Origin of the sequence: Maritalea porphyrae (assembly GCF_030159895.1) — a bacterium.
Classification (GTDB): Bacteria; Pseudomonadota; Alphaproteobacteria; order Rhizobiales; family Devosiaceae; genus Maritalea; species Maritalea porphyrae.
Map to the genome: position 1 here is coordinate 234,390 of NZ_BSNI01000002.1, position 14,262 is coordinate 248,651.

Annotated in this window: 11 protein-coding genes; 7 read left to right on the forward strand and 4 right to left on the reverse strand. The window is 50.6% G+C overall.

The features are described from left to right. The first annotated feature begins 157 nt into the window (after nucleotides 1-157). The 5 genes from deoD (at nucleotide 158) to QQL65_RS04625 (ending at nucleotide 4,454) form a co-directional block, all read left to right on the forward strand. The gene (gene deoD, locus QQL65_RS04605) at nucleotides 158-868 is read left to right on the forward strand and encodes a purine-nucleoside phosphorylase (RefSeq protein ID WP_284362366.1); all 711 of its coding nucleotides are present in this window, start codon (nucleotides 158-160) and stop codon (nucleotides 866-868) included. 40 nt (nucleotides 869-908) lie between these two features. Further along, a complete protein-coding gene (locus tag QQL65_RS04610) occupies nucleotides 909-1,562 on the forward strand; it encodes a hypothetical protein (protein WP_284362368.1) in 654 nt (217 codons plus the stop codon). A 90-nt stretch (nucleotides 1,563-1,652) separates the two neighbouring features. Further along, nucleotides 1,653-2,276 carry a DUF998 domain-containing protein gene (locus tag QQL65_RS04615; protein ID WP_284362371.1) on the forward strand — a complete coding sequence of 208 codons (624 nt, stop codon included), beginning with the start codon at nucleotides 1,653-1,655 and terminating at the stop codon, nucleotides 2,274-2,276. A gap of 79 nt (nucleotides 2,277-2,355) precedes the next feature. Beyond that, a complete protein-coding gene (locus QQL65_RS04620) occupies nucleotides 2,356-3,684 on the forward strand; it encodes a hypothetical protein (RefSeq protein WP_284362372.1) in 1,329 nt (442 codons plus the stop codon). Between the two features lie 62 nt (nucleotides 3,685-3,746). Beyond that, nucleotides 3,747-4,454, forward strand: coding sequence for a COG3904 family protein (locus QQL65_RS04625; protein WP_284362373.1), 708 nt, complete (start codon nucleotides 3,747-3,749; stop codon nucleotides 4,452-4,454). 9 nt (nucleotides 4,455-4,463) lie between these two features. Here QQL65_RS04625 and QQL65_RS04630 read toward each other — a convergent pair whose 3' ends face one another. From QQL65_RS04630 to leuC, 4 genes are all read right to left on the reverse strand, one after another. Then, nucleotides 4,464-5,033: a DUF998 domain-containing protein gene (locus QQL65_RS04630; RefSeq protein WP_284362374.1), complete on the reverse strand. Its 570-nt coding sequence runs from the start codon at nucleotides 5,031-5,033 to the stop codon at nucleotides 4,464-4,466. A 91-nt stretch (nucleotides 5,034-5,124) separates the two neighbouring features. Continuing rightward, nucleotides 5,125-5,691 (reverse strand): DUF998 domain-containing protein, encoded by a 567-nt coding sequence (locus QQL65_RS04635; RefSeq protein WP_284362376.1) that lies wholly within the window; start codon nucleotides 5,689-5,691, stop codon nucleotides 5,125-5,127. Nucleotides 5,692-5,770: 79 nt separating this feature from the next. Continuing rightward, complete coding sequence (locus QQL65_RS04640) at nucleotides 5,771-6,358, reverse strand: DUF4893 domain-containing protein (RefSeq protein ID WP_284362377.1); 588 nt, start codon at nucleotides 6,356-6,358, stop codon at nucleotides 5,771-5,773. Between the two features lie 9 nt (nucleotides 6,359-6,367). Continuing rightward, a complete protein-coding gene (gene leuC / locus QQL65_RS04645) occupies nucleotides 6,368-7,771 on the reverse strand; it encodes a 3-isopropylmalate dehydratase large subunit (protein ID WP_284362379.1) in 1,404 nt (467 codons plus the stop codon). A gap of 199 nt (nucleotides 7,772-7,970) precedes the next feature. Here leuC and QQL65_RS04650 point away from each other — a divergent pair, with 199 nt between their 5' ends. Beyond that, entirely contained in the window at nucleotides 7,971-12,752 is a 4,782-nt protein-coding gene (locus QQL65_RS04650) for an NAD-glutamate dehydrogenase (RefSeq protein ID WP_284362380.1), read from the forward strand. 133 nt (nucleotides 12,753-12,885) lie between these two features. Continuing rightward, nucleotides 12,886-14,259 (forward strand): MFS transporter, encoded by a 1,374-nt coding sequence (locus QQL65_RS04655; RefSeq protein ID WP_284362382.1) that lies wholly within the window; start codon nucleotides 12,886-12,888, stop codon nucleotides 14,257-14,259. Nucleotides 14,260-14,262: the final 3 nt, after the last annotated feature.

Here is a 14,262-nt window from a genome sequence, read left to right on the forward strand (position 1 = left end):
TGCGACTTCCCTAGTAAATTTCACCATTTCAATGCATCAGTGGTGAAAGGGCGTCAAGCCCCACACCACAAACACAAGCCATCTCGTCAATTGAAACATTGAATCTAATTTCAAAAAATGCCTAGATGCGCAAAAATATTTGACCGGGGAGTAAAAAATGACACCGCACAACAACGCAAAACTTGGTGACTATGCCGAAACGGTGCTTTTGCCCGGTGATCCTTTGCGCGCAAAATGGGTGGCAGAAACCTTTTTCGAGAACCCTAGACAAGTCAATAGCGTGCGCAATTGTCTTGGCTATACCGGCACGTTCAATGGCAAACCCGTCTCGGTGCAAGCAACAGGCATGGGCCAGCCTTCCCTATCCATCTATGTGAATGAATTGATCGACACTTATGGGGTCAAAAATCTTATTCGTATCGGCACATGCGGCGGCCTCAACAAACGCGCCAAGGTCCGTGATGTAATTCTCGCCATGTCAGCGTCGAACGAAGGTACCATGTATCATGAACTGTTCGGCAAATTCACCTTCGCACCGACCGCTGACTTTTCACTTTTGCGCAAAGCTGCGGACCTTGCCGATCAAAAAGACATGACTTGGCACGCCGGCGGCATCGTTTCTTCGGATAGTTTCTATCAACCGCTTGGCTTGGCTGCGTATAAACCGCTCACTGATCACGACATCTTGGCCGTCGAAATGGAAGCCGCTGCACTTTATACAATCGCGGCGCAAAAGGGATGCAAAGCGCTCGCGATTTGTACCATTTCTGATTGTTTGATTACCGGCGATGAAATTGATGCAGACCAACGTCAAACCTCGCTCACCGATATGGCAAAATTGTCGCTAGAATTGGCTGCAAGTTTGTGAGCATTTTTAGCATTCCGAACTTATCTGGAGTGACGACACAATGAGCTTAGCTGAGCAACTCGCATCAGCGTTAAATCGAGGCGATGAACAACCCAATATTGAATTGGCCAATAAGCTTGCCAAGCAGAGCGAAACAAGCAGCGAGATATTGGAATTGTTCGGGATCGTCAGACATGGTCACAAGCCCCAGCAACATGATGCGATCAAAGTGCTCTATGAGCTGGCTTCATTAAAACCACACAGCTTTGCAGACAAGTTAGAGTTCGTCTTTGACCTTTTGCGGGCCAAAGACAACCGGGTTTTGTGGGGGACGCTGACGCTGCTTTCAAAATGCTGTCACTTAGACCGCGATGCAACCGCTGAGCAGATGTCTCTCATACTTGATGCAGCGGCGCGTGGTTCTGTCATCGCAAAAGACGCAACTTTTGATATTCTGTTGGCTGTCGCAAACGACCCTTCATATCAAGAAGCACTTCACCCACACATCACTCAGTTCTTAAAAGACGCCAAGCCAAACCAACTGCCAATGTATGCAGAAAAGCTGGCAAACTCGACGCTGCGCTTTAAGTCGGATGAAATCACGCACATTCTTTTTTCCCGTCTTGAGGAAATGCCGACAGAGGCGAAACGCAAACGACTTGAAAAAGCAATTGCAAAAATCTCGTTGCCGCCCACACCTTTGGCGCTTGCTTAAACAGTATTTGCCAATTCATAATTTCTAAGCGCGGCGGTTGAATGATCTTAACGATCCCCCATATCCGTTTGGCAAAGATATGGGGGCAACATGACAAGATCACGATTGATGATCGCACTAGCTATTGCGAGCTATTTTTGGCTGGCAGGTTCAGTGTTGCTGGGCGGCATCAACTATCCCAACTACAGCCACATCTCTCAATTCATGAGTGAACTCGGCGCTACAGGTTCGCCAATCGGACCTTATATGAACTTGTTTGGGTTCATTGGCACCGAAATACTATTGCTCTTAGGCTTGGCAATCGCATGGCAACTGCTGCCTAAAAACCCAGCGACTTTGATCGGCTTTGCATTCCTGCTTGCCTATCCAATTCTGATTGGCATCGCCGCCCTCTCTCCTTGCGATTTTCAATGTCGCCCAAAAGATCCAACGCTCTCTCATACAATCCATATTATTACAGGCTTGCTGGCCTACTTTACCGCAATATTAGGGTTAGCAATTTTGTCCTGGCAGCAGACCAAAAGAAGCAATTCTACTTTGCTCAAGCGCATCACAATATTTCTCACGCCAGTTTTGCTGATCCTGCTTTTAGCACTAACACCCGACAACCCAATTGTCGGCGCTGTGCAACGGCTCGCCGAAACCATCATCTATCTGTGGCTCGTGACATGGCTGTTCCAACTGGCAAACGACAATCAAACAACAGCAAGCTAGAACAATCCTCGACCTGCCCTTTTTCAGCCGCGATTAAACCGCTTAATATGCAGGACACAGATTTTAGGGATAGTTTCACATGCTCGACAACAATAACGCAGCGCGATTGCGCGAAGGGGTCAAAAGCCTTGAAACCATGACCCGCTTTGCTTTGGCGGTTCTGGCATTGGCGAGTGGTGTCTACACCTATCTTGGGGTGCGCAGTTTGCTTGATGGGTCGCCCGATATGGTGTTCGCAGCGGCCATCATATATTCCGTCGCCGTTTCCGTCGGTATTTACGCCTTTTGGACATATATGATGAAGTTCTTACCACTGATGCGTGACAATGCCCGACGAGGCGCGCTGATCGGCGTGATGGCTTTGGGCAGCGTCATGATCATCGCCATGTCTTCTTGGCTCAACGCTGCCGCGCTTGCTGGTTCCGCAGCGCTTGAACAACACCTAGCGGTTACATTGGAAGACTATGTAGCTGACCTTGATGATGCTCATGGCAACGCCCTGTCTGCACAGTCACTCCTTCCAGACGTCCAACGCGCCTCCGTTCGCTTTTCTCGTCTAGCCGATGATGAGCGACGATCTGGCGCGCTCACCGGCACATCGGGTTCAGGTTCTGTTGTGCAGTTGCTCACGCAAATGTCCGCCCAATTGGATGAATTGGGCAGCACCATCGACAATTCTCGCTCGACCGTTGCTGAACAGTTCGAAAAAGGCTCAACCCATTTGGCAAATATGCGCGCGCTCGTTTCAGGTGAAGGCGCGGTGCAACCAAGGGCCGACAAATTCGCCGCCGAAGCTGTCGCCCTCACGGGAGTTATCGCTTCTTTGCAAGAAACATCTATCGCCTCATCTGTTAGCCGCGCTGCGGACGACTTGTCGCTTGGCTTTATCGCCCCAGTGGCTGATGGCGGCACGCAAGACCTAGCTGACCGACAAGACGAAGTGATGCAATCTGTAATGGGCGCGGTGCAAGCCCAATCCGTGGCGCTAAAAACCGCTGCCGACAAAATCCTTGCTGAACCTCAAGTTCAACCACGCCGCTTTGTGCCGCTCTCTTCAGCAGAAGCGGTGTTGCTTTATGCACGTGACTTCCTGCCCAGCTGGGCTGGCGCGATTTCAATCGATCTGCTGCCAATGGTGCTGGTGCTAATTCTTGCTGTGGTCTACTCGGCCAGCCGCCGCGAAGCCCGCACACTAGATGCAGCAGACAAAATCACCGCCGCCGAAATGATGCGCGCGGTGTCATTGTTCAACGAAATGAACGAGGGCCACAAATCTCAAACAGCAGCTGCCTCAATTGAAGATGTCGATGATGAAAAGTCTGCAAACGCTGAAACCGGCACCAAAAGTGACGATCCGAATGTCACACCAATCGACGCCGCAAAACGGCAAGACAGCAAGTCATCATAGCTATGAGCAGCGTGGATCAAAGCAATCGACTAAGATTTGGGTGGCCAAATGACGCCAATCTAATGCGCGCCATATTTTTTGGCTTACTGATTGGTACTGGTACATTGTTGTTTTTGGACTTTCAGGCCCTAAATACATCCACCGTACAAGACTTGCCGCTTGAACGTCCTATTCTACCGGCTATCGATCGACCTGAAATTGATCCGAACGCGCCTGAGTTTTCTCCAGACGAGCGGGTCACCGTGCAACCCGAAATTCTGTCTGCGCCGGTCACCGCAACATTGGCGCAAAATGGGATTATGTTGCTTTCTGGCTATATCGAACCCGGTGCTGCCCCGCGAATAATCGAAGAACTTGAACGCACCAAAGAATATATCAAAACTGTTCAAATCAACTCGCCCGGCGGTTCGGTGAATGACGCCCTAGCGATTTCACAGTTTATTCGATCATCGGGGTTTGAAACGCTCGTGGATGGCGGCGGTTTTTGTGCATCCTCATGCCCATTGGTCTTTGCCGGTGGCAAGACCAGAACTGCCAGCAAGAAGGCAACCATCGGGTTGCACCAGATTTACGGGGCAACGCCAGACATTACGCCACCACAGGCCATGTCGGATGCGCAAACAACAACGGCGCAAATCACAACCCATTTAGAAGAAATGGGCGTAGATACCAAAATCTGGATACACGCCTTAAAGACCCCACCCAACAAACTCTATTATCTAACAAACGACGAATTGACCGACTACAAACTGGCAACAAAACTGCGCTAGTTAAGAAGGTTAGACAGCCCGTTTGTGAAAAAAGCAGGCCATCCATAAAAGAGCTACACCTAGCCCGAACCGCTCTAAAACCCCGGCAATGCTGGGCAAAAAGTAGATAACTGGGCCCATGCTGACAACAACCAAGAATGCAATGAAGCTGATGGCTTTTACCTTGGTATCTTCACTCGCATAGGCATGTCGGCCAATGCCGGCTGCTAAGCCAATTGCTGCGATGATAAACAAAAAACCGTGCCAATGGGCCAAAGGTTCTGCAAAAAACTGAGTGGTATCTATCGATCGTTGATTGAATGTGCCCGCGCCGATCATGCAGATGCCAAACACGATAAATGGCATATACTCGCGTTGATGTTTCGCAACTTTTTGCAACGCATCGAAAAAAACGCCAAAGCCAAGGTTGATAAAACCAACCCGCATGATCCATGCATTTGGCATTTGTTGTCCGGCAAGCTCACCAGTTGTATGGCGCACCCAATTATAGTCTGGGTGCGTAAAAAATGGTGCAATTAACGCCGCCACAACGCAAATGCATATCCCAAATAGGCTCCAGCTTCGGTCGATTTGCACCATCCACTAGCCCCTTCAAATCGCGCCCAATTGCGACGCCATTTAAAGCATATGTTCATAATCAAATGTGTGAATTGTCAAGTGCGTTAAGCGCTCAACCGTCCATTTGGCGCATTGGAAGATAGATCATGAACCAAATAAAACTGATCAAAAACATCAATCTTTGCAGCAGCCCCGCATAGTTGGGTAGTTGCCACATGGCAAGCGGAAATATAATTGAAGCAGCGGCTGCGACAGCGGATAGAATGAGGGCAAGTCTTGAGCGCATATGATACATGCGCCATGCAACACCGAAACCAAAAGCAAAACCCATTGCGGTAGCAAAAAGCGAGTGCAACCAATCATCACTCATGTCATAGGCCAAACTAGCATCAATCGGACGGTGGGAGAAAACGGCAACAAGCACCATCGATAGGCCAAAAAACCAAAACAGGCTATTTTGCCACTCGCCCGCACGCAAGCGCGACGTTGCATCAAACAAAATGCCCAACCCGAACCCGACAAAACCCAACCGCATTATCCACGCACCCGCAACCAATTGCCCTGCCTGCTGCGAGGTCGTGTGTTCAATCCAATTGAAGTTGTTTGGCGAATACGCCGGGCCAACAAGCATCGCCAGTACAATTGTATAAACCCCGATGGCAGTCGCGCTACGCCACATAACTCCCTCCCACTTTGCAAATAAGCGTTACAGCAGTGCGGTTGATCATGTGATGATTTGGGTCAACAAAATAAGCAGACTAGCGCAATACCAGTTCGATCACATCATGGGTTGATTCAAATTGAGGAGAAGGCAGTTCAAGCAAAAGCGAGCCTGGCTGACCCAGCGACTCAAACAAACACCCGACTTTGTTGCGGCTTTCATCGTCGCCATAGTTTCGCGGCTCTTCATAGCCATAATGGCCAGCGCCCTTAAAGGCGACGCCGCTCTCTTGCATAGTGAGGTGGCCCGTAAAGCGCTGTGAACCGGTTAACTTCTCGAGCTTTAGGTGAGAGCCCACCTTTGTGATACGGCAATCGAAATACCGATAGCTCACAAGCGCAGATATGCCGCCAAGCTTTATTGTTCGGCACCGGTAGTCACCAGCAGGCACAACCTTTGGTGCCCCTATGCCTTGGTGATAAAGTTTTGATACAGTATCACGTTCAGCCGGGTCCTCGCCAAGCATGGCCTCGGCCATTCCTTTTATGCGCGATTGGTCAATCGTCGCCAATCGAGAAAAGTCTTTTGCAGAGAGGTTTAAACCGTCTGGGACACAGGATCCCGCATAAGCCGAGGAGCAAACCAAGGCGAAAAGAGTTGAAAGAACCAGTTTCGCCTTGATCATATCTATCTCCTACAGATCGCGGACATCCACAAAGTGGCCAGCAACGGCTGCCGCCGCAGCCATCGCCGGGCTAACCAAATGGGTGCGGCCCTTAAAGCCTTGGCGGCCCTCAAAGTTACGGTTCGACGTGGAAGCACACCGCTCTTCTGGTTTCAATTTGTCAGCATTCATCGCCAAGCACATTGAACAACCAGGCTCGCGCCATTCGCAACCAGCTTCGATAAAGATCTTATCCAATCCCTCAGCTTCGGCTTGCTCTTTCACGATCCCTGAACCGGGTACAATCATTGCGCTTACGGTTGAGGCGATCTTTTTGCCCTTCAGCACTTCAGCTGCTGCACGAAAGTCTTCGATCCGGCCGTTGGTGCATGAACCAATAAACACGCGATCAATAGTGATATCCGTAATCTTGGTGCCTGGCTTTAGGCCCATATAATCAAGCGCACGCCATTTCGAAGAACGGGTGTTTTCGTTTTCAATATCATCAGGGTTTGGCACAACACCAGTAACCGCAACAACATCCTCTGGTGAGGAACCCCATGTGACAATCGGGGTAAGGTTCGCTGCATCCAAAGTGATCTCTTTGTCAAACACCGCGCCTTCGTCAGTCTTCAAGGTTTCCCAATAGGCTTTCGCCATATCGAACGCCTCGCCTTTCGGCGCGCGTGGTTTGCCTTGGATATAGTCAAATGTCTTTTGGTCCGGAGCGATCAAACCAGCGCGCGCGCCGCCTTCAATCGACATGTTACAAACCGTCATCCGGCCTTCCATCGACAAAGCTTCAATTGCTTCGCCCGCATATTCGATCACATGGCCGGTACCACCAGCTGTGCCAATCTCGCCAATAATCGCGAGAACGATATCTTTTGCGGTCACGCCTTCTGGCAATTTGCCATTCACCGTCACCCGCATATTCTTGGCTTTTGATTGGATCAAGGTCTGAGTGGCAAGCACATGCTCTACCTCAGAAGTACCAATGCCATGCGCCAATGCGCCAAACGCGCCATGAGTTGAAGTGTGGCTGTCGCCGCAAACAATGGTCATGCCTGGCAAGGTAAAGCCTTGCTCAGGTCCAACAATGTGCACAACCCCTTGGCGCTTATCCAGCTCGTCGAAATACTCAACTTCGAAATCTTTGGCGTTCTTCGCCAAAGTCTCGACTTGCAATTTGCTGTCTGGATCATCGATGCCATTTGAGCGATCTGTCGTTGGCACATTGTGGTCCACAACCGCCAAAGTACGTTTTGGTGCACGTACTTTGCGGCCAGCCAAACGGAGCCCTTCAAACGCCTGTGGGCTCGTCACTTCGTGCACAAGGTGACGGTCAATATAAAGAAGGCTCGTGCCGTCTTCATTGTTGGTCACCAAATGATCGTCCCAGATCTTGTCGTAAAGTGTGCGTGCGCTCGTCATCGTTCGGTTTTCTCGTTCGGCTAATGTCAAAGGGATTTCGATCCATGTTTTTAAGACCCTGAACCAACCCGGTCAAGGCTGGTGGCTAAAGATCGGTTCGCCACAACACCTGCACACAAAAGTGGATAAGACCAATGGCTAGTTTTGTGCAGACCATTTCCTACTTCTTTTATTTACAATCAAGGATTAGGCTCACCCCATGTCATCACCAAAAGGGGTCACAACGATGGCGCAGGTTCAAACCTCCAATAAAGCGCATTTGGTTGCCGCAGCACATAAGCTCGGCTCCAGCGAAAAGAGTTTCGCAAATTTCCTTGTTCATCTTACAAATTCCATCGACGAAACAGACTTAAGTCATTATAATATTGATGAATTTCTAGATATTGCACGTAAGACATATGAGAATTTGGGCAAGCGGCAGTCCAAAGAACACTCAATAACCATCACGCCACTGGGCGATAAAAACAACACCCACATCATCGACGTCTACAACGAAGACATGCCGTTTATCGTTGATTCGGGTTTGGGTGCGATCCGCGCTTGTGGAGCGGATATTCGCCTTTTTGCCCACCCGATTTTGCCAATCAAAATCGATGGCGAAAAAATTGAAGTGCTTGAAAAACTTGAAGATGGCGCCGAAACAGAAAGCCTTCTGCACGTCCATTTTGACCCCGGCCTTTCCCCAGATGCGGTTAAAGCCATAGAAACTGAAATGAACAATGTGCTTGTTCAGGTACGTCGCGCTGTTGTGGGATGGCGCCCGATGTTGGAAAAACTTGGCGATGTGGTGCGCAATTATCGCAATAATCCGCCCCAAGTTGATGAAGCCGTACTGTCAGAAAGCATGCACTTCCTTGGCTGGTTGGCCGATCACAATTTCACCTTCCTTGGAATGCGTGAATATCAATTCTCTGAAGTTGATGGTGAACCACATCTCGAGCCAATTCCAGATAGCGGTCTGGGCATCCTTTCCGATCCAAACCTATTCTTCTTGCGTCATGGCGAAGACTATGTGGAAATGACCGCACAACATGCGGACTTCTTGACCAAATCTGCACCGCTTATGGTGACCAAGGCCAATATCAAGTCAGTGGTGCACCGTCGCGCGCACATGGACTATATCGGCATCAAGCAATTCAATGAAGACGGCTCCATTGCCGGTGAATTGCGGATCATTGGCCTTTTCACATCTATGTCGCTGGCTACACCGCACACCGAAGTGCCACTTCTGCGCCGCAAGGTGATGGAAGTTATGCGCCGGTCAGGACATAATCCGAACTCGCACTCTGGCAAAGCTTTGATGAACGCGTTGGACAATTATCCACGCGAAGAGCTCTTCCAAATTGATGAGGAGTTGCTTTTCGAATTTGCCACAACGATTTCAGCGCTCGCTGATCGACCACGCGTGCGCGTTTTGCCCCGGATAGACCCGTTCGACAACTTTGTTTCGATTTTGATGTTCATGTCGCGGGATCGCTACAATTCGCAGTTGCGCGAACAGGTCGGCGAATACTTGGCGCAAGAATATGATGCGCGCGTGTCCACTTATTACCCCAATTTCCCGGAAGGGGAATTGGTGTCCGTGCATTTCATCCTTGGCCGCAATGGTGGTGTCACCCCACGCCCAAGCCGCGACGAGCTAGAAGCGTACATCACAGAGATGACATACTCCTATGGGGACCGTCTTTTGGCAGCCGCCGAAGATCCACGGGATGTCATCGACTATGCGAACGCGTTCACCAACGCTTATCAGGAAAAATACGACCACGCTGAAGCGCTAAGAGACATTGAACAATTCCAGCTCTTAATGGACGATCGGCAAATTGCGGTACGCCTAAGCAAACATGCACGCCGCGAAGGGGCTTATTCGCTCAAGCTATACCACCGCACAACAGCTATTCCATTGAGCGCTCGCGTGCCAATGCTTGAAAACTTTGGCTTTAAAGTGGTCAATGAGCGCACCTACACGGTGACCCCAAAGAACACTGATGATCGCGTCATGCACGATATGACGATCAAAGCGCCAGGCATCAAACAAGACCTGACGCAAATCGACAACGTCATAGAACGCGCGATTAAAGCGGTGTGGTACAAAGACGTCGAAAATGATGGCTTCAACAGACTAACCGTAAGGGCAGCACTTGAATGGGATGATGTGTCTATCATCCGCGCGCTCGGTCGCTACCTAAAGCAGACGGGCATCACCTACTCGCAACGCTATATGTGGGACACGCTGTCCAAACATCCAGATGTTGCCTTGGCAATTGTTGACCTGTTCCATGTCCGCCACGCCCCTGATTTTGTTGGTGATCGCACCAGCGTTGAAGCAAAAGCACGCGAAACTGTGTCGGCCACATTGGAAGCCATCACCTCACTTGATGACGACACAATTGTGCGGCGCTATGTGAACCTGGTTGATTCAAGTCTTCGCACCAACTTCTTCCAACGTGTTGACGATAAACGTCGCCCAGCCCTAGCCATCAAATATGATGCGTCCAAAGTGGACGGACTACCTGAGCCACGTCCTTTCCGCGAAATCCATGTCTATAGCCCACGGGTTGAAGGCGTACATTTGCGCGGCGGCATGATCGCTCGTGGTGGCTTGCGTTGGTCGGATCGACCAGAAGATTTCCGCACCGAGGTCTTGGGACTTGTGAAAGCCCAAATGGTGAAGAACGCGGTGATCGTTCCAGTAGGCGCCAAAGGCGGCTTTGTGCCAAAGCAAATCAAATCCAGCGCCACGCGCGAAGAGTTCATTGCTGAAGGCACAGAAAGCTACAAAATCTTTATTGGCTCTTTGCTCGACATAACGGACAATCTGGACGGCGATGCGGTCATTCCACCGAAAAACGTCGTCCGCCAAGATGGCGATGACCCCTATTTGGTTGTTGCCGCCGACAAAGGTACTGCCACGTTCTCTGATACTGCGAATGCGATATCAGATGAACGCAATTTCTGGCTCTCTGATGCATTTGCCTCTGGTGGCTCTGTTGGTTACGACCACAAAAAGATGGGCATCACCGCGCGCGGTGGCTGGGAGGCGGTAAAACGCCACTTCCGCGAACTGGATAAAGACATTCAAAACGAACCATTCACCGCCGTCGGTGTTGGTGATATGTCAGGCGATGTGTTCGGCAACGGCATGCTTTTGTCAAAAGCAACAAAACTTGTGGCCGCGTTTGATCACCGCGATATCTTTATCGACCCGAACCCAGACCCTGCAACCACGTGGGAAGAACGCAAACGTATCTTTGATATGGGGCGTTCGAGCTGGCAGGACTATGATCAATCACTACTGTCTGAAGGTGGTGCGATTTATCCGCGCTCATCTAAGTCGATCAAATTGTCTCCCGAGGCCGTTGAAGCGCTAGGTCTTGAAAAAGACGAAATGACCCCGAATGAATTGATGCGAGCCATTTTGGTTTCAAAAGTCGATCTATTGTGGTTCGGCGGCATCGGCACTTATGTACGGGCATCGACCGAAACAGACGCAGATGCCGGTGACCGCGCCAACGATGCAATCCGTATTACTGGCTCTGAAGTCGGCGCCAAAGTTATTGGCGAAGGCGCGAACCTTGGCATCACCCAATTGGGCCGTGTCGAGTTTGCAAAGAGCGGTGGCCGCATCAACACAGATGCGATTGACAACTCAGCCGGCGTAAACTCGTCTGACTTGGAAGTGAACATTAAAATCGCACTTGGCACATTGGTGCGCGAAGGCACTTTCACTTACGAAGAGCGCAATGCATTCCTTGCAGCGATGACCGATGAAGTGGCTGAACTGTGCTTGCGCAATAACTATTTGCAGACACTGGCCATCTCCTTGGCCGAACGCCGCAATTTGGCAGACTTGCCCTATCATGCCGACTTTATGAAAGCACTCGAAGCGGCAGGCCACCTCAACCGCAAGGTTGAATATTTGCCAAAACATGTGGACTTGATGGAGCGCGAAGAACAAGGCGAAGGGCTCTATCGACCCGAACTCGCGGTTATTTTGGCATATGCCAAAAACACGCTCTATGCTGAGTTGCTGGAAAGCGAAGTGCCGGACGATCCATATCTGGGCAAAGAACTGTTCCGCTACTTCCCTGATCAATTGGCAGACGAGCATCCCGATACCATCAAAAATCACCGCCTTCGTCGGGAAGTAATTGCAACGGTATTGTGCAACGCCATGATCAACCGCGGCGGGCCAGATTTTGTGCATCGCATTTCAGCCGCAACAGGCGCTGTGCCATCCCAGGTCGCGGCAGCTTACGCCGCTGCTCGTGATAGTTTTGGCCTCACCGATATGAACCTTGCCATCGACGCTTTGGACACAAAGATGAATGGTGAGACGCAACTTAAACTCTATGACGAGTTGCGCACATTGCTCCTTCAGCAAACCGCTTGGTTCTTGCGGAACGTCAACTTTGCCGATGGCATATCAACGGTTGTCGAAACCTATTCAAAAGGCATCGAAGTCATTAGATCAATGCTCGACGATGTTTTGCCAGCCTTTGTGTCCAACTCTGTCTCTGAACAGGCACAGAGCTTTAAAGATGGTGGCACACCAGATGCACTGGCGAAGCGTATTGCTCAGCTCTCCGCGCTGACGCTCGCCACCGAAGTGGTGCTGGTCAGCGAACGGGCGGAAATCTCGGTTGAAGACGCAGCAAAGACCTATTTTGCTGTTCTTGAAACCTTCCAGTTGGGTCACATCACCGAGCAAGTCCATACCATTGAGGTGAAAGACTATTATGACCGCATGGCACTTGATCGCGCGATTGCCAACCTGATGCGCGCACAACGGGACATCACATTGGATGTGCTCAGCTTTGACAGTGCGGATGTCGATACAGGGCTGGCGGCATGGCACGAAGCTCGTCGAGAAGATATTGAGCGTAGCCGCGAAATGGTCGCCAATATCACTGAAAGCACGCTGAGCGTGTCGCGGCTTTCCGTAGCGGCTGGTCTCTTGTCAGATTTGGCACGAGGCTAAACAACAACCAAAAACAATGTTTGGCCCCGGTGATTTCTTCTCGCCGGGGCTTTTTCATGCACACGTCACAAATCTCGCCTATTCCCCAAACCACAAATGCGCACTAAGCTACATCAAAGCCTGGGGGGGAACCATGAGCGAAACAGCAGCAACGGCACAGCCGCATGCAGGTGCCGACAAGAAAGCACGCGTAAGCTGGATGCTATTTGATTGGGCAGCACAGCCCTTCCACACTGTCATTCTCACCTTCATTTTTGGTCCCTACTTCGCCCACCATATCGCTGCATCGGGCGCTGAGGCGCAGACCTGGTGGGGTTGGGCTGTAGCCATAGGTGGCCTCATCATTGCATTTCTCGCCCCAATTCTAGGCGCAATTTCAGACGCAACTGGTCCACGTAAGCCCTATATCGCTTTGTTTTCAGTCCTCGCCATAGCTGGTGCCTTCAGCATGTTTTTCGCAACACCCGGTACCGAGAATGCGGTCATGATCGCGCTCGTTGGCTTGGTTATTGCGATGATTGGCTTTGAATTTGCCGCAATTTTCAACAACGCAATGATGCCCGATCTGGTCAGCCGCAAAGACCTTGGTGAGCTATCCGGCAATGGTTGGGCACTTGGTTATGTGGGTGGCGTGACATCGCTTATTTTTATTCTTGCCTTTATGGCCACCTCAGATCCAGAAACTGGCAAAACCCTTTTTGGCTTCACGCCTCTATTTGGTCTTGATGGATTTAACTATGAAGGTGATCGTGCTTCAGGGCCCTTCACGGCCATTTGGTATTTGATCTTCGTTATTCCGCTGTTCTTGTTTGTGCCAGACGCAGCGAAGAAGCGCGCAGCGAAAAATGCGATTTCGCTTGGGCTACATAAACTCTGGGCCACCATAAAGACATTGCCTGAGCGCAGGAGCTATTTTGCGTTCCTAGCATCCTCGCTTTTCTATCGCGACGGACTGAACGCGCTTTATGCCTTTGGCGGCATCTATGCGGCTGGCGTCTTGGGTCTAAGCGTTACGCAGGTCGGCATCTTTGGTATTATTGCCGCTATTGCAGGCGCGCTCGGTGCGTTTTTGGGCGGCAAAGCAGATAAGAAGTTTGGTCCTAAACCGGTTGTCGCGGCCTCTTGCTTGATCCTTGTGCTAGCCTGTTTGTTGGTAGTTTCGACAACCCAGACTTATGTTCTGTTCGCATTTCCCGTTGATCCCGCAAGCAGTGCACCACTACTCACTTTCTATTTTGCAGGCACTCTAATCGGCGCCTTTGGCGGCTCCATTCAAGCGGCATCACGCACATTGCTAGTCCATCAAGTGCGTCACGAAGAAGTAACCGAAGCCTTTGGCCTTTACGCCTTCTCCGGCCGCGCAACGGCCTTTATCGGCCCATTTGCCGTGGCGATCGCCACGGGCATATCCGGCTCTCAGCAAATTGGCATATCGCCAATTGTCGTGTTGATGTTGCTTGGCCTAATTGGACTATATTTCGTCAAACAAAAAGGGCCGGCTGATTAAGCC

Coding starts and splice junctions, on each gene's coding strand:
- leuC (WP_284362379.1), bottom strand. CDS start 7,771: ATGACGAGCGCACGCACACTTTACGACAAGATCTGGGACGATCATTTG.
- QQL65_RS04650 (WP_284362380.1), top strand. CDS start 7,971: ATGTCATCACCAAAAGGGGTCACAACGATGGCGCAGGTTCAAACCTCC.
- QQL65_RS04620 (WP_284362372.1), top strand. CDS start 2,356: ATGCTCGACAACAATAACGCAGCGCGATTGCGCGAAGGGGTCAAAAGC.
- QQL65_RS04655 (WP_284362382.1), top strand. CDS start 12,886: ATGAGCGAAACAGCAGCAACGGCACAGCCGCATGCAGGTGCCGACAAG.
- QQL65_RS04625 (WP_284362373.1), top strand. CDS start 3,747: ATGCGCGCCATATTTTTTGGCTTACTGATTGGTACTGGTACATTGTTG.
- QQL65_RS04615 (WP_284362371.1), top strand. CDS start 1,653: ATGACAAGATCACGATTGATGATCGCACTAGCTATTGCGAGCTATTTT.
- QQL65_RS04635 (WP_284362376.1), bottom strand. CDS start 5,691: ATGTGGCGTAGCGCGACTGCCATCGGGGTTTATACAATTGTACTGGCG.
- QQL65_RS04630 (WP_284362374.1), bottom strand. CDS start 5,033: ATGGTGCAAATCGACCGAAGCTGGAGCCTATTTGGGATATGCATTTGC.
- QQL65_RS04610 (WP_284362368.1), top strand. CDS start 909: ATGAGCTTAGCTGAGCAACTCGCATCAGCGTTAAATCGAGGCGATGAA.
- deoD (WP_284362366.1), top strand. CDS start 158: ATGACACCGCACAACAACGCAAAACTTGGTGACTATGCCGAAACGGTG.
- QQL65_RS04640 (WP_284362377.1), bottom strand. CDS start 6,358: ATGATCAAGGCGAAACTGGTTCTTTCAACTCTTTTCGCCTTGGTTTGC.